Annotated in this window: 11 protein-coding genes and 1 pseudogene; 7 read left to right on the top strand and 5 right to left on the bottom strand. The window is 72.0% G+C overall.

Annotated elements, in window-relative coordinates; genetic code table 11:
• Nucleotides 1-162 precede the first annotated feature (162 nt).
• Complete coding sequence (locus ACZ7LT_RS29705; protein ID WP_471239205.1) at nt 163-1,788, top strand: acyl-CoA synthetase; 1,626 nt, start codon at nt 163-165, stop codon at nt 1,786-1,788.
• A 36-nt stretch (nt 1,789-1,824) separates the two neighbouring features.
• Here the strand turns inward: ACZ7LT_RS29705 and ACZ7LT_RS29710 are convergent, their stop codons facing one another.
• Nucleotides 1,825-3,351, bottom strand: a complete 1,527-nt coding sequence (locus tag ACZ7LT_RS29710) for an alpha/beta fold hydrolase (protein WP_471239206.1) — start codon at nt 3,349-3,351, stop codon at nt 1,825-1,827.
• A gap of 102 nt (nt 3,352-3,453) precedes the next feature.
• Here ACZ7LT_RS29710 and ACZ7LT_RS29715 point away from each other — a divergent pair, with 102 nt between their 5' ends.
• Nucleotides 3,454-4,281 carry a pentapeptide repeat-containing protein gene (locus ACZ7LT_RS29715; RefSeq protein WP_471239207.1) on the top strand — a complete coding sequence of 276 codons (828 nt, stop codon included), beginning with the start codon at nt 3,454-3,456 and terminating at the stop codon, nt 4,279-4,281.
• Nucleotides 4,282-4,354: 73 nt separating this feature from the next.
• Nucleotides 4,355-5,358: pseudogene (locus tag ACZ7LT_RS29720) on the top strand (IS5 family transposase).
• 67 nt (nt 5,359-5,425) lie between these two features.
• Here ACZ7LT_RS29720 and ACZ7LT_RS29725 read toward each other — a convergent pair.
• A complete protein-coding gene (locus ACZ7LT_RS29725; RefSeq protein ID WP_471239208.1) occupies nt 5,426-7,696 on the bottom strand; it encodes an MMPL family transporter in 2,271 nt (756 codons plus the stop codon).
• A 175-nt stretch (nt 7,697-7,871) separates the two neighbouring features.
• Between ACZ7LT_RS29725 and ACZ7LT_RS29730 the strand changes: the two genes are divergently transcribed.
• On the top strand, nt 7,872-9,044 hold the full coding sequence (locus ACZ7LT_RS29730) for a sensor histidine kinase (protein WP_214923664.1): 1,173 nt from the start codon (nt 7,872-7,874) through the stop codon (nt 9,042-9,044).
• Entirely contained in the window at nt 9,019-9,681 is a 663-nt protein-coding gene (locus ACZ7LT_RS29735) for a response regulator (RefSeq protein ID WP_471239209.1), read from the top strand. Before ACZ7LT_RS29730 ends, ACZ7LT_RS29735 begins: the two co-directional genes overlap by 26 nt.
• Nucleotides 9,682-9,917: 236 nt before the next feature.
• Here ACZ7LT_RS29735 and ACZ7LT_RS29740 read toward each other — a convergent pair whose 3' ends face one another.
• Complete coding sequence (locus ACZ7LT_RS29740) at nt 9,918-10,703, bottom strand: GNAT family N-acetyltransferase (RefSeq protein WP_471239210.1); 786 nt, start codon at nt 10,701-10,703, stop codon at nt 9,918-9,920.
• A 148-nt stretch (nt 10,704-10,851) separates the two neighbouring features.
• On the opposite strand from ACZ7LT_RS29740, the gene paaK reads away from it, so the two are divergent.
• Nucleotides 10,852-12,195, top strand: coding sequence for a phenylacetate--CoA ligase PaaK (paaK, locus tag ACZ7LT_RS29745; RefSeq protein ID WP_471239211.1), 1,344 nt, complete (start codon nt 10,852-10,854; stop codon nt 12,193-12,195).
• 46 nt (nt 12,196-12,241) lie between these two features.
• Here paaK and ACZ7LT_RS29750 read toward each other — a convergent pair whose 3' ends face one another.
• The gene (locus ACZ7LT_RS29750; protein ID WP_471239212.1) at nt 12,242-13,756 is read right to left on the bottom strand and encodes a fatty acyl-CoA synthetase; all 1,515 of its coding nucleotides are present in this window, start codon (nt 13,754-13,756) and stop codon (nt 12,242-12,244) included.
• 225 nt (nt 13,757-13,981) lie between these two features.
• Nucleotides 13,982-14,890, bottom strand: coding sequence for an oxidoreductase (locus tag ACZ7LT_RS29755; protein ID WP_471239213.1), 909 nt, complete (start codon nt 14,888-14,890; stop codon nt 13,982-13,984).
• 79 nt (nt 14,891-14,969) lie between these two features.
• On the opposite strand from ACZ7LT_RS29755, the gene ACZ7LT_RS29760 reads away from it, so the two are divergent.
• Nucleotides 14,970-15,965: a DUF5937 family protein gene (locus tag ACZ7LT_RS29760; RefSeq protein WP_471239214.1), complete on the top strand. Its 996-nt coding sequence runs from the start codon at nt 14,970-14,972 to the stop codon at nt 15,963-15,965.

The following is a 15,965-nucleotide window of genomic DNA, read 5'->3' on the forward strand; positions in this document are numbered from 1 at the left end:
GCCGTCCTCCCGTCTCAGACCTAGAACAGGTTGCAGGAGGTGGGGGTCCAGTTCAATAGTTTTCTGACACCCAGTCAGATTCTTCTGCGGGGCCCCTTCCCTCCTCCGCCGCACGGCGCTCTAATGACCGCCAGCCAGTTGGGGCCGCGGTCAGGAGGAACGGTGGAGTACAACCTTGCCGACCTGTTCGAATCGGTCGTCGACGCGGTCCCGGGCCGTGAGGCGCTCGTGTACCTCGACCATCCCGGCACCGGGACGGAACGCCGGCTGACGTACGCCGCGCTCGACGCGGCCGCCAACCGGCTCGCCCACCATCTGATCGACTCCGGCCTCCGGCCCGGCGAGCATCTGGGCCTGCACCTCTACAACGGCGTCGAGTATCTGCAGACGGTCCTGGCCTGCCTGAAGGCGCGGATCGTCCCGGTCAACGTCAACTACCGCTACGTGGAAGAGGAGCTGGTCTATCTCTACCGGGACGCCGATCTGGCCGCGCTCGTCTTCGACGCCGAGTTCACCGGGCGGGTCGCCGCCGCGCTGCCGCGGACGGAGAACCTGCGGCACCTCGTGCGGGTGGGGACCCCGCCCGAGGGCGCGCCCGGTCTCGACTGCGTGGCCTTCGCCGACGCGGAGGCGGCGGGGTCGCCGGCGCGGGGCTTCGCGCCCCGCTCGGCCGACGACCTCTTCATCATCTACACCGGCGGGACGACGGGGATGCCCAAGGGCGTCATGTGGCGCCAGGAGGACCTGTTCTTCGCCGGCCTCGGCGGCGGGGCGCCCACCGGCGAGCCGGTGAAGAGCCCTGAGGAGCTGGCCGAACGGGTGGCGGCGGGGGGCGAGGGCATCACCTTCTTCCCCACTCCCCCGCTCATGCACGGCACCTCCACGCTCACCGCCTTCATCGGCTTCAACTTCGGGCAGCGGGTGGTGCTGCACCGCAAGTACGTGCCCGAGGAGGTCCTGCGGACCATCGGGCGGGAGAAGGTCACCAGCATCTCCCTGGTGGGCGACGCCATGCTGCGCCCGCTGATCGACGCGCTGACCGGTCCGCTGAAGGGCGCCGACCTCTCCTCGCTGTTCAGCGTCTCCTCGTCCGGCGCGATCATGTCCGAGACCGTACGGCGCGAGTTCGCGGAGCGCGCGCCGCATGTGATGCTGCTGAACAACTTCGGCTCCTCCGAGTCCGGTTTCAACGGCACCGCCACCGACGACTCGGGCCCCGAGCGGGGCTTCCGGCTGCGGGTCAACGCCCGTACGCAGGTGGTGGATCCGGCGACGTACGAACCGGTCGCGCCCGGTGAGCCGGGGCGGATCGCCCAGCGCGGCCATGTCCCGCTGGGCTACTACAACGACCCGGTCAAGACCGCCGAGACCTTCTTCCAGCGGGGCACGGAGCGGTGGGTGCTGCTCGGGGACATGGCCACCGTCGACGAGGACGGCATCGTGACCGTCCTCGGCCGCGGTTCGCAGTGCATCAACACCGGCGGCGAGAAGGTCTATCCGGAGGAGGTCGAGCAGGCGCTCAAGTCCCATCCGGACGTCTACGACGCCTTGGTGGCCGGGGTGCCGGACGCGACCTGGGGCAATCACGTGGCCGCGGTGGTCCAGCTGCGGGCCGGCGCCCGGGCCCTGGACCTGGCGGCCGTGCAGGCGCACTGCCGTACCCGGCTCGCCGGGTACAAGGTCCCCCGCCAGCTGGTGCTCACCGACCACATCCAGCGCTCGCCCAGCGGCAAGGCCGACTACCGCTGGGCGCGGTCGGTGGCTGCGGCCGAGGACACCGCCGGCTAGCCGCCGGCCGGGCGTCCCGGGCACCCCGGGCACGGGTCAGGCGCCGACACCGAAGTCCCGTACGGCGGCGAGGAAGGCGTCGGGCTCCGACTCGTGGATCATGTGGCCGGTTTCGATGGTGACCAGGCGGCCGTCGGGGAGCTGTCCGGCCATCCACGCCAGCTGTTCCTGCGGGAGGTGGCTGTTCTCGCCGCCGCCGATCAGCAGGGTCGGTGTGGTGAGCCCGGTGAGGTCGTCGCGCCACCCCGGATCGGGGGCGTTCAGCTGCGCGTTGGTGGCCGCGACCACCTCCCAGTCGAAGCCGGGGTCCTCCTCCGGCTTCGGGGCGGGTCCGCGCGGCGGGTCGAGCGGGAAGAACACCGGCGCGTCTTCCAGGACCAGTCGGCCGATGAGGCCGGGCTCCCGCGCGGCCAGGAGGTAGGCGGCGGCGCCGCCCATCGAGTGGCCGATCACCTCGGCCCCGGTGAGGCCGAGCGCCGTGAGGAGGCCGCCGAGCTCGTCGCGGAAGACGTCGAAGCCGTAGCGGCCCGGCCGCTCGCTCAGGCCGTGGCCGCGCAGATCGGGGGCGTACACCCGGCGGGTCGCGGCCAGCTCGCGGGCGATCGGGGCCCAGTCGGCGCCGCTGCCGCCCCGGCCGTGCACGAGCACGAGCGGCGGCGCGTCCGGCTCGCCCCACGTGCGGTAGGCGAGGCGGACCCCGTCGACCGTGACCGTGGAGACCTCCGGGTCGAGGAAGGCGGCGACGGTGCGGGCGAAGGCGGCCGGGTCGTCGACCCAGGGGTAGTGCCCGGCGCCGGGCTGGACGGCGAGCTCGGCGTGCGGGAACAGCGCGGCGAGCTCGGCGGCCCGGGCGGGGGTGGGGCTGCCGTCCCAGGCGCCGGCCAGGACAAGGACGGGCGCGGTGACGGCGGCGAGCGCGGCCCGGGTGGCCTCGGGGTCGAAGGCGCCCTCGCCGTAGTAGCGGTCCATGGCCTCCCAGTTGACCTCCTCGTCGATGGTGGCGGCGTGGGCCTGGGCGGCCTCGTCCCAGCGTCCGTATGCGAGCGGGGCGACCAGCTCGTGCAGGGCCCGCATCGTGATGTCGGCCGGCAGCGCGTCCAGGGCGGCGCGGATCTCGGGGTACCACGGCTGGTGGGCGTGGACCTCGACGGCCTTGTCCCACTCCTCGTCGCTGATCTCGATGCCGACCGCGCGGACACCGGGGGTGACCAGGGTGAGCGAGCGCACGCGCTCGGGGTGCGCCGCCGCGTAGAGGGTGGCGAGGTTTCCGGTCGCGGAGTGGCCGAGGAGGTCCATCCGGTCGAGGCCGAGGTGGGCGCGGAGAGCCTCGACATCGGCGACCAGCCGGTCGCAGCGGTACGACGCTAGGTCGGCGGGGGTTTCCGAGTCGCCGGTGCCGCGGTGGTCGAGCAGGACGAGGGTGCGGTGGGCGGTCAGTCCGCCGAGGTCTCCGAGGTAGGCGGAGGCCCGCATCGGCCCGCCGGGCAGGCAGACCAGCGGCTCTCCCTCCCCTCGTATGTGGTAGGCGAGTTCGGTTCCGTCGTACGTCGTGAACATCGGCATGACGCCGATCCTCACGGGCCGCGATGATCACGGCAACCGAGTTCGCCGACAGCGCGATACGGTGGAAGGCCACCACCCCTCATGTGAAGGAAGCGCACCGCTGTGCCCGTAACTCCTGAGAACGCGGCCGCCCCCGCCCTGACCGGCGACTGCGCGAACTGCTTCGGGCTGTGCTGTGTCGCGCTCCCCTTCGCGAAGTCCGCGGACTTCGCGGTGAACAAGCCGTCCGGGACGCCCTGCCGGAACCTCCAGGAGGACTTCCGCTGCGACATCCACACCGAGCTGCGGACGCGGGGCTTCTCCGGCTGCACGGTCTACGACTGCTTCGGCGCCGGCCAGAAGGTGTCGCAGGTCACCTTCGGCGGCCAGGACTGGCGCACGGCCCCGGGCACGGCGCGGCAGATGTACGACGTGTTCCCGGTGATGCGCCAGCTCCATGAGCTGCTGCGCTATCTGACCGAGGCGCTGTCGCTGCGCGCCACCCGCTCGATCCACGCCGATCTGCGCCGCGCGCTGGAGAAGGTGGAGCGGCTGACCGAGGGCGGGCCCGAGGAGCTGGCGGCGCTCGACGTGGCGGCCGAGCGGGCCGAGGTGAACGTCCTGCTGCTGAAGACGAGCTCGCTGGTACGGGCCACGGCGGGCCGCAAGGCGAAGAGCCGGCGCGGAGCGGACCTGATGGGGGCGAAGCTGCGCGGCGCGGACCTGCGGGGGGCGGACCTGCGGGGCGCCCTGCTGATCGCCGCCGACCTGAAGGGCGCCGATCTCACGCTCGCGGACCTGATCGGCGTGGACTTCCGGGACGCGGATCTGTCGGGCGCCGATCTGACCGGGAGCCTCTTCCTCACCCAGCCGCAGGTCAACGCGGCGAAGGGGGACGCGGCGACGCGGCTGCCGCAGGGGCTCACCCGTCCCGCGCACTGGACGCGCTAGGGCGCGTATCGAGTCGTGATCAATTTGCGGGATGTGCCTTCGTGGCACGGTCCGGTCCGATAGACGGTCTTACGTGACGCGAGTTCAACTGACCGATCCGGATGGGGAGTTCATCGAGCCGTACCTGCCGATCGGCGAGTACGGCCCGTACCCCGAGCGACTGCGGCAGCAGTTCGAGGGCGTGATCTGGCGGTTCAAGACGGGCGGGCAGTGGCGGGAGATGCCGACGGAGTTCGGCGCCTGGTCGACCGTCCACAACCGCTTCCGGCAGTGGCGTGACGCCGGCGTCTTCGAGGCCCTGCTGGAGGGCCTGATCCCGGAAGCCGCGAAGCGGGGTGAGGTGGACCTGTCCCTGGTCAGTATCGACTCCACCACCGCCCGAGCCCACCACGACGCGGCCGGGATGCACCTCGACGAGGACGTCGTCACCGCCCTGGAGAAAGCCGCGGCCGAGGAGGAGAAGGCCAGGTCAAAGGGGGCGGCCTCGAAGAGCAAAACGGGCAAGAGACCGAAAGTGATCCCGCGCTGGAAGAACGACGACGCATCCGGCGTCGGCGGAAACTCCGGCTGAAGGCCGCCCTCCTCGGACGTTCCAGAGGCGGGCAGACCAGCAAGGTCCACCTCGCCGCCGACCGCAAGTGCCGCCCGCTGGCGTTCATCCTGACCACAGGCCAGGCAGCGGACAGCCCGCAGTTCATCCCCGTCCTGAAGAAGGTACGGGTACGCGGGCCCGTCGGCCGACCCCGCATCCGGCCGGACGCGGTCGCCGGGGACAAGGCGTACTCGTCCCGCGGAAACCGCGCCCACCTGCGCAAACGCCGTATCAAGGCGGTCATCCCGGAGAAGAAGGACCAGGCCGCCAACCGGAAGAAGAAGAGCTCCAGAGGTGGCCGACCCGTCAGCCACGACGCCGATCTCTACAAGGAGCGGAACACCGTCGAACGCCTGATCAACAAGCTCAAAGCATGGCGAGGCATCGCCACTCGATACGACAAGACTCCCGACAGCTACCTCGCCGGTCTCCACCTGCGCGCCTCGATGATCTGGATCAAGGACCTCACCAGGACCACCCGATGATCACGACTCGATACGCCCCTAGGTGACGCGCTGAGGTGCCGGACGCCAAGCGCGGGCAGGAGTTGAGTCAACGGTCAACCAGCCGTGGACGCGGGGCCTCACCCGTGGATTCCGCGTCGGTGTCGTCGGTGCCGACCGGGCCGCGGGGAAGTATCCAGTCCAGCCACTTCGGCAGCCACCAGTTGGTCCGGCCGAGGAGTGTCATGGTCGCCGGTACCAGCACCATGCGTACGACTGTGGCGTCGATGAAGATCGCGGTGGCCAGGCCGAGCCCGAACATTTTGGTGGAGGGGTCCTCGGCGACGGCGAAGGACAGGAAGACCGCCACCATGATGAGGGCGGCCGAGGTGATGATCCGGGCCGTGCGCGAGACGCCCTCCACGATCGCCGTGCCGTTGTCGCCGGTGCGCAGGTACTCCTCGCGTACGCGGGAGAGGAGGAACACCTCGTAGTCCATCGACAGGCCGAACAGGATGGCGAAGAGGAACATCGGGATGAACGACACGATCGGAACCGTCGCTTCCAGCCCGATGAGTGCGCCTCCCCAGCCCCACTGGAAGACCGCGACCATGATGCCGTAGGCCGCGCCGATGCTCAGCAGGTTCAGCAGTACCGCCTTGAGCGGTACGAGTATCGAGCGGAAGACCAGCATCAGCAGCAGGAACGAGAGCGCCAGCACGGCGGCGACGAACACCGGCAGGCGTTGGCTGGTGCGTTGGCCCACATCGGACAGGCTCGCGGCGGCGCCGCCGACGTGGGCCCTGGCCGGGCCGTGCCCGATCGCCGTGGGCAGCACGTCGGTGCGCAGCCGGGAGAGGGTGTCGGCCGTGGCCTTGTCCTGAGGGCTGGTGGTCGGGAACACCACGAGGGTCGCGATGCCGGTGGCCCGATCGATGTGCGTCGGCGCGACGGATGCGATGCCCGGATCCGCCGCGACCGCCTCGACGAGTCGGTCCAGCACTCCCGGATCACCGGCGGGGTCCGCGGCGATGACGAGGGGACCGTTGGTGCCCGGGCCGAACCCCTCGGCGACGAGGTCGTAGGCCCGGCGCTCGGTACGGCTGTGGGGCAGTGAGCCGTCGTCGGGCAGGCCGACGCGCAGGCCGAGCACGGGCAGCGTCACGGTCAGCAGCAGCCCCGCCGCGCCGACCGCGTACAGCACCGGGTGCTGGCTGACGTGCCCGATCCAGCGACGCCACCCGGCGGCGTGGGCGGCGCCTGCCGCCGGGTCCCGCCGCCGTGCGAGTCGGCCCAGCTTCCTGGTCTGCAGAGCCCGGCCGATCCGGCCGGCCCGGGCCAGGCGCGGGCCCGCCGCGCCGAGGAAGGCCGGCAGCAGCGTCACCGACGCGAGCACCATCGTCAGGACGACGATCGAGACGGCAACCCCGCCCACCGTCATGAACGGCACGTTCGCGACCGCCAGGCCGAGGATCGACACGACGACGGTGCCGCCGGCGAAGACCACCGGCCGCCCCGCCGTTGCCACCGCTCGTCCGGCCGCCGCCTGCGGATCGAGCCCGCACGCGAGGTACTCCCGGTGCCTGGCGAGCACGAACAGCGCGTAGTCGATGCCCACTCCGAGCCCGACCATGCTGCCCAGGACCGGTGCGAAGGTGGGGACCTCTGTCACCCCCGCCAGTACCGTCATCGTGGCGACCCCGACGGTCAGTCCGAAGACCGCCATGCCGATCGGCAGCGCGGCGGCGACGAGCGAACCGAACGCCAGGAACAGGATCGCGGCCGCGGCGAGGAGGCCGATCAGCTCGCTCGCGCCGCCGTCGGGGTCGGAGAAGACGTAGAAGAGGTTCCCGCCCATCTCGATGCGCAGCGGCAGCTCGGCGCGCAGCCGGTCGCCGAGATCGACGAGGGCGTCGAGGTCTTCGGCCGACAGCTGGCTCTGGTCGGGGTACTGCACCCGGACGACCGCGATCCGCCCGTCGGCCGAAACGAGGCCGCCGCGCACGGCGGTGTCCCCGCCCGCGTCGAGCGCCCCCGCCGGGTCGCTCGTGCCGAGCACGTGCGGCAGCCGCTTCACCTCGGCCCGCAGCCGCGTGAGAGCGGTGCGCGCGCCGTCGTCGTCGAAGAACGTCGCACCGTCGTCGAGGGGGGTGACGACCACTTGGGCGGTCATCCCCTCCTCGCCGGTGCCTGCACGCTCGATCAGTTCCGCGGCCCGTCGGGAGTCCAGTCCCGGAGCGGTCATCGAGTCCGCGGTCCGCCCGCCGAAGGCGACGGCGGCGAGGACGGCGAGCGTGGCGGCGATCAGCCATGCCGCGATCACCCGCCAGGGATGGCGGGCGGCGCTTGCGCCCAGGCGCAACAGGGCTTTCGAGAGCATCGGGTCCTCCAACCACCTCGTCGGCCGTCCTTGTACGGCCGCCGATGCCGAGGCTCGTCGCTACGGCGCTCTGCGGCATCGGCCCGCGGGCCGCGGATCCGTCGGCCCCGGGGCGGAGTGACGACCCGTCCTTTCGGCCGATGCGCGGCACGCCGCGGTCCCTAGGCTGAGAACCGTGCTCCGAGACGACCTGCGAACCCTGTGGACCGAACCCCGGCCGCCCGACGCGCCCGCCCGGGTGCGGCGGGACTGGGCGCTGCTCGCCGCGGGCCTAGCCGGTGTGGCGCTGGAGGCCACCCTGCGCGAGAACGTCGTGTGGCGGCCGGTGGCGGTGGTGTTCGCCGTATGGCTGTGCCTGCTGCCCCTGTGGCGCCGGACCCGCCCGCTGGCGATGGTGACGCTGGCGTTCGGCTCGGTGATCCTGCTTCCGGTGGCCTCGCTCGTCGCCGCACCGCGCGAGCCCGTCGGCCTGTACACCGGCGCGGTCGTGCTCGTGCTGGTGTACGCGCTGCCCCGGTGGGGATCGGGACGCGAGATCGTGCTGGGCGGCGCGGTGATCCTCGCGGCCGGCGCGCTGTGTGTCGTCACGGACGAGACCCCGGTCGTCGAAAAGGTCGTGGGCTTCGTCTTCCTGCTGCTGCCCGGCGTGGTCGGGGCTGCCGTGCGGTTCCGGGTGACCGCTCGCGAGCGGCAGTTGGAGCAGGTGCGCTCCCGCGAGCGCGAGCAGCTCGCCCGGGAACTGCACGACACGGTGGCCCACCACGTGTCGGCCATGGTGATCATCGCCCAGGCGGGCCGGGTGCTCGCGGGCACCGACCCGTCCGCCGCCGTCGAGGCGCTGGAGGGGGTCGAGGAGGAAGGGGCGCGCACGCTGGAGGAAATGCGCGCCATGGTCGCCGCGCTGCGCGACCGCGGGGTCGGCGCCGAGCTGGCGCCCCCTGCCGGAGTCGCGGATCTGGAGCGCCTGGTGCGCACCCCGGGTGGTCGCCTCAGGGTCGACCTGGGGCTCGACGGCGAACTGGACGCGCTGCCCCCGGCCGTGGACGCGGCCGTCTACCGGATCGTGCAGGAGTCGGTGACCAACGCGCTGCGCCATGCGGTCGACGCGACCGAGCTCGTCGTTCGGGTCGCCGCGGAACGGCACACGGTACGGGTGAGCGTGCGCGACAACGGCCGGCGCACCGGCCGGGGTCGCGACGGATACGGACTTACCGGACTGCGCGAGCGCGCGACCCTGCTCGGCGGCACACTACGAGCCGGCCCGGGTACCGACCGGGGCTGGCATGTCGAAGCCGAACTGCCGAGAGCGAGGAGCGAGAGCGGTGTCCATTCGCGTCCTCGTCGCTGACGACCAGACGATCATCCGCACCGGGTTGCGGATCATGCTGAACGCCCAGCCCGGCATCGAGGTGGTCGGCGAGGCCGCCGACGGGCGGGAAGCGGTACGTCTGGCCCGCGAACTACGCCCCGACGTCTGCCTGTTCGACATCCGCATGCCCGTACTCGACGGGCTCGAGGCCACCCGGCTGGTCGCCGGCCCGGGCGTCGCCGAGCCGCTGGCCGTGGTCGTCATCACCACGTTCGACCTCGACGAGTACGTCTACGGCTCACTGCGTGCCGGCGCCCGCGGATTCCTCCTCAAGGACACGGGACCGGACCTTCTGGCGCAGGCCGTACGGTCGGCGTCCGACGGTGAGGCGCTCATCGCGCCCAGCGTCACCGTCCGTCTGCTCCAGGCATTCGCGGACCTGCCCGCCGGCCGGCCCGTGGCCCAGCCGGTCTCCCCCGTCACCGCCCGCGAGGAGCAGGTGCTCCTCGCCGTCGCTCGCGGGCTGACCAACACCGAGATCGCCGATGCACTGCACATCAGCCTCAGCACGGTGAAGACGCATCTGGCCAGCCTGATGGCCAAACTCGGCGCCCGCAACCGGGTCGAGATCGCGATGTGGGCCTACGAAACGCGCCGTATCCTCCCCGGAACCTGAGCCGGGTGCCGGGCCATGTCCCATGAGTCCCCGCCCGGGCATCAGTGCACCGGTCGGCTCCACGTGCCTCACCCGCCCCAGAGCGTGACGTACCAGGAGGCCGGAACTGGGACGGTGAGACACCCGATACGACAAGACTCCCGACAGCTACCTCGCCAGTCTCCACCTGCACGCCTCGATGATCTGGAGCAAAGACCTCACCAGGACCACCCGATGATCACCACTCGATACGCGCCCTAGCGCGCCGAGGGCGTGTACACGTACGGCGTCGTGGTGGTCAGGGGCGTGAAGCCGAGGCGTTCGAGGACGGGGCGGCTCTGGTCGGAGGCGTCGACCTGGAGGTAGCGGTAGCCGCGGTCCGCGGCGATCTTGGCCCGGTGGGCGATGAGCGCCCGGTAGATGCCCTTGCCGCGCCAGCCCTCGACGGTGCCGCCGCCCCACAGTCCTCCGAAGCCGGTGCCGGGGCTGAGCTCAAGGCGTGCACCGCTGACAGGTGTGTCGCCGGCCATGGCGACCACGGCGACGACCTCGTCCGGCGTCTCCGTCAGCCGGTCGAGGAGCCGGCGGCCGATGTGCGAGCCGTCCGTGCCGAACGCCTGGTCATGGACCTCGGTCAGCAGCCGGACGCCCGCGGCGTCGGTGACCGGGCGCAGGGTGACACCGTCGGGCGGCGGGGTGTCCAGGGGCAGGTCGTCGATGTCGGCGACCATGAGGGTCTCCGACGGTTCGGCGGTGAACCCGGCGGCGAGGAGCCGGTCGGGGAGGTCGGCCGGGCCGTCGTGTCCGTAGGCCTTCCATTCGAAAGCGAGGCCGCGGCCGGTGAAGTACCGGATCTGTTCGGCGATGGCCGCGTCGGCGTCGAGCGCGCCGAGGCCTGACCAGAGGATGCCGTTCCAGGCGTGGGCGGGGCCCGTCTGCCGGACGACTGGACCGTCTCGTTCGACGCGGACTCCGGGGCCGTCGGCCCGGGCGCCCTGCCGCATCTGCCGGTCGTACCGTGCCAACACCGCTTCATGATCCATAAGTCCCACTCCAGCACCGGCGCGCGCGGGGACGCAATCGGTTTTCGGCCCAGGGGGATCTTGGGGAATCGGGCCACCGCCTCTTGCCATCGAACCGACCTGACCGAATGATCGGTAGGGAGCTGTCGGACGGACGGGAGAGCGGCGCATGACGGAGCGAACGGATCGCACGGGTCGGGTGGATCTGACGGAGCGCACGGATCGGGCGGAGCTGCTGGACGACGGGGAGCGGCTCGGCCGCGCGGAGCTGGAGGCCCTGCAGCTGGAGCGGCTGCGGGCGACCCTGCGCCACGCGTACGAGAACGTCGGCTTCTACCGCGCGTCCTTCGACGCGGCGGGGGTCAAGCCCGACGACTGCCGTACGCTCGCCGATCTCGCCCGCTTCCCCTTCACGGCCAAGACGGACCTGCGCGACCACTACCCCTTCGGGATGTTCGCGGTGGACCAGTCCCAGGTGCGCCGCATCCACGCCTCCAGCGGGACGACCGGCCGGCCCACCGTGGTGGGTTACACCGAGCGCGACATCGAGACCTGGGCCGACGTGGTGGCCCGCTCGATCCGCGCGGCGGGCGGCCGGCCCGGTCACAAGGTCCATGTGGCGTACGGCTACGGCCTGTTCACCGGCGGGCTCGGCGCGCACTACGGGGCCGAGCGGCTCGGCTGCACGGTCATCCCCGCGTCCGGCGGCATGACGGCACGTCAGGTGCAGCTGATCCAGGACTTCGGGCCCGAGATCATCATGGTGACGCCGTCGTACATGCTGACGCTGCTGGACGAGTTCGAGCGCCAGGGGGTCGATCCCCGGTCCACCTCTCTGCAGGTGGGCATCTTCGGCGCCGAGCCGTGGACCGAGGAGATGCGCCGCGAGATCGAGGAACGGTTCGCGATCGACGCGGTCGACATCTACGGGCTCTCGGAGGTGATGGGCCCCGGTGTCGCGCAGGAGTGTGTCGAGACCAAGGACGGGCTGCACATCTGGGAGGACCACTTCTATCCCGAGGTCGTCGACCCGTTCACCGGCGAGGTGCTGCCCGACGGGGAGCAGGGGGAGCTGGTGTTCACCTCGCTGACCAAGGAGGCGATGCCGGTGATCCGCTACCGCACCCGGGATCTGACCCGGCTGCTGCCGGGCACGGCGCGGGTCTTCCGGCGGATGGAGAAGGTGACCGGGCGCAGCGACGACATGGTGATCGTGCGCGGTGTGAATCTCTTCCCCACGCAGATCGAGGAGATCGTGCTGCGGACACCGTCGCTGGCCCCGCACTTCCAGCTGCGGCTGACCCGGGAGGGCCGGCTGGACGTGCTGACCGTACGTGCCGAGGCGCGGGCGGAGGCGACGCCAGGGCAGCGTGCGGAGGCGGCCCGGGCGGTGGCGGCGGCGGTCAAGGACCGTATCGGGGTGTCGGCCCTGGTCGAGGTGGTGGACCCGGAGACGCTGGAGCGGTCGGTCGGCAAGATCAGGCGGATCGTGGACCTCAGGAACCCCCGCTAGGCGGGGCGCCGGGTGGGCTGTGGTCCGGGGGCCCGGGCGCGGGCCGTCAGGCGGTGGTGAACCGGTCCCGCAGCTCCCGCTTGAGGATCTTTCCGCTGGCGTTGCGGGGCAGTTCGGTGACGAAGAGGACCCGTTTCGGGGCCTTGAAGGGGGCGAGCGCTCCCTTTACGTGGTCGATGAGTTCGGCCTCGGTGACCTCGCCGCGGGGGACGACGACGGCGGTCACGGCCTCGATCCAGCGTGGGTCGGGCAGGCCCACAACCGCCGTCTCGGCCACCGCGGGGTGGGTGTAGAGGGCGTCCTCGACCTGGCGGGAGGCGATGAGGACACCGCCGGAGTTGATGACGTCCTTCACCCGGTCGACGACGGTGAGATAGCCCTCGCCGTCGCGGACGACGAGGTCGCCGGAGCGGAACCAGCCGTCGCGGAAGGCCTGTTGGGTCTCGGCGGGCTTGTCCCAGTAGCCCAGGCACAGCTGCGGGGAGCGGTAGACGACCTCGCCTGGCGTGCCGTCGGGCACGTCGTCGCCGTCCTCGTCGACGACCCTCGCCTCGACGTGCCGGACGGGCCGGCCGCAGGAGGCCGGCCGGCCGTCGTGCTCGTCGGGGCCGAGCACGGTGGCGAGCGGTCCGATCTCGCTCTGCCCGAAACAGTTGTAGAAGCGCAGCCCGGGCAGCCGCGTCCGCAGCCGCTCCAGGACGGGGACCGGCATGATCGAGGCGCCGTAGTACGCCTTGGTGAGGGCGCCGAGGTCGCGGCCGGTGAAGTCCGGGTGGTTGGCGAGGCCGATCCACACGGTCGGCGGGGCGAAGAGGCTGTCCGTGCGGCCCGCCTCGATCAGGTCGAAGAGGACAGCCGGGTCGGGCGCGTCGATGAGGGTGTTCTCCGCGCCGACGGCGAGGTAGGGCAGGAGGAAGACGTGCATCTGCGCGGAGTGGTAGAGCGGCAGGGAGTGGACCGGCTTGTCGTCCTCGTGTAGATCGAGCGCCTCGATGGCGCTGGCGTACTCGTGGACCAGGGCGCGGTGGGTCATCATCGCGCCCTTGGGCAGGGCGGTGGTGCCGGAGGTGTAGAGGAGCTGTACGAGGCTGCCGGGGTCACCGTCCGGAGATCCGGACTCGTACGGCCGCGCGGTGGCGAGGGCCGTGAGCAGGGAGTCGTCGTTGTCTCGCAGGGCACGGACCGCGAAGCCGGCGGGCACGCGGGCGGCGAGGTCCGGGTCGGCGAGGACGAGGGAGCTGCCGGACTGGCCGAGGAGGTAGGCGAGGTCGTCGCCGGTGAGGTGGTGGTTGACCGGGACGTGGACGAGTCCGGCGCGGGAGCAGGCGAGGAAGGCGATCAGGTAGGCGTCGGAGTTGTGGCCGTAGGTGGCGACCCGGTCGCCGGGCCGGAGTCCTTCGCCGTTCAGCACGGCGGCCGCGGCGGACACGGCGGCGTCGAGTTCGGTGTAGGTCCAGACCCGGTCGGCGTAGTGCAGCGCGATCCGGTCGGGGACGCGGGCCGCGCTGTCGTGCAGGAGGCCGTCGACGGTACGGCTGAGGAGTCGCTCCAAGGCTGCCATGGCTGGATCCTGAGCGGCGGGCCGGGGCAGGTCAAGAGCGCGCAGCGGCACGGCGCGTCGGCCTGGAGGTGGGGGACGGCGGTCCGGGGCTGGGCCCGGAGGGGCACGCCCGGCTCGGGCGCCGGCCCGAAGACGGAGGCTTGACCCCGCGGTCGGGCCCGGGTCGCTGAAGCCGGCACGCCCGTACGGCCCCCGTCCCCGTACGGGCGTGATCGAGCCCTCCGGCTACGCGTCGCGTCGGTGGAGGGCGTCCAGGGTGGCCAGTTCGTCCGCGGAGAGGCGCAACGCGCCCGCCGCTACGTTGGCCGTCAGGTGTTCCGGGTCGCCGGTGCCGGGGATGGCGAGCACGTGCGGGCCGCGGTGGAGGGTCCAGGCCAGCCGCACCTGCGCGGTGGTGACGCCGTGTGCCCGGGCGACGGTGAGCAGTTCGTCGCTCTCGCCGCCGGTCGCGCCCGCCTCGCGTCCGGCGCCGGCGATGGAGTAGAACGGCACGAACGCGATGCCCCGCGCGCCGCAGTCCTGTACGAAGTCGTCGTGTTCGGGCCGGATGCCGATGCCGTACTGGTTCTGCACGCAGACCACCGGCGCGATGGCCTGGGCCTCGGCCACATGGTGTGGCTGGACGTTGGAGATGCCGAGGTGGCGGATGAGTCCGGCGTCGCGGAGCTCGGCCAGGGCGCCGAACCGCTCGGCTATCGAATCGCCGCCGACGACGCGCAGGTTCACCACGTCGAGGTGGTCGCGGCCGAGCTGGCGGAGGTTCTCCTCGACCTGGCCGCGCAGCTGACGTGCGGTGGCGTGGGGCAGCCACTCGCCGGCGGGGTCACGGCCAGGACCGACCTTGGTGGTGATGACCAGGTCGTCCGGGTAGGGGGCGAGGGCGCGGTTGATGAGTTCGTTGGCGGAGCGTGACGGCGAGAAGTAGAAGGCGGCGGTGTCGAGGTGGTTCACACCGAGCTCCACCGCGCGGCGCAGTACGCGGATCGCCTGGTCGCGGTCGCGTGGCACCGCGTCCGGTATCAGCGCCTCGCCGGTCTGAGGGAGGCGCATCGTGCCGAAGCCGATCCGGTTGACCGTCAGGTCGCCGAGTTTCCAGGTACCGGAGGCCGCCGCGGTGATCGTCTCTGAGGTCATGCCGATCAGGGTGCCCTCAACAGTAGGCTGACCGCCATTGATTCAGACATACGCGAATCCTGGCGGCGGGGGGCATGCGGTGCCGGCTGAGCTGGCGTTCTCGGCGAGCGATCTGGCGCAGGTGCGCTTCGCCGTCTCTCCGATGTGGGAGGTCGGGCCCAGCGCCCGGCTGCTGCGCACCGCCTCGCCGCCCCCGGTGCACAGACCCTGGGCGCGGCAGGTGTGGCCCCGGGTGGCGGCCGCCGGGCTCGACCGGGGGTGGCTCGCCGAGCTCGTCCCGGCCTCGGGCTATGTTCCGGACTTCCTCAACCCCGCGCCCTGCGGGGCGTCGCCCACGCTCGCCGAGGAGCTGGCCAGGATGCTGGCCACACCGCCGGAGCAGGTACGCAAGGACCTCGACCGGCTCGCGCGGGAGCAGGGCCGTCCCGGTCCCCGGGCACGGGCCCTGTACGCGGATCCGGAGGGCCGCCTGCCCCGGCTCGCGGAGGAGATCGAGGCGTACTGGCAGCTGGCGCTCGCCCCGTACTGGGCGCGGATCCGTGCCGTGCTCGACGCCGACGTGCTCTACCGTGCCCGCCGGGTCGCCGAACACGGCACCGGGCGTCTCTTCAACGACCTGCACCCGTCGGTGAGCTGGCACGATCAGGCGCTGCGGCTGTCGCGCCGCCGGCAGGCGCTGTCCCGGACGTCTGCCGGTGCCGGGCTGGTGCTGATCCCCTCGGTCTTCACCGGGCCTGATCTGTTCACCCGGGTGACCCCGCCGGAGCCGCCGCAACTGGCCTACCCGGCGCGCGGCGTCGGATCTCTGTGGGCCCCTCGGCGTGGCACGAGCGGCGGCGCCCTCGCCGCCGTACTGGGCCGGTCGCGGGCGCTGCTGCTGACCGAGTTGGAGAGTCCGGCCTCGACCACGGATTTGGCCGGGCGTACGGGTCTGTCCCCGGCCGGGGTGTCCCAGAATCTCACCGCGCTGCGTGACGCGGGCCTGGTGAGCGCCCACCGGGCGGGGCGTTCGGTGCTGTACGCCCGTACGGCCCTCGGCGAGTCCCTCGTCGCTCAGGGAGAGCCCGGAGGGTGA

This window comes from Streptomyces sp. NPDC039465 (assembly GCF_055639315.1).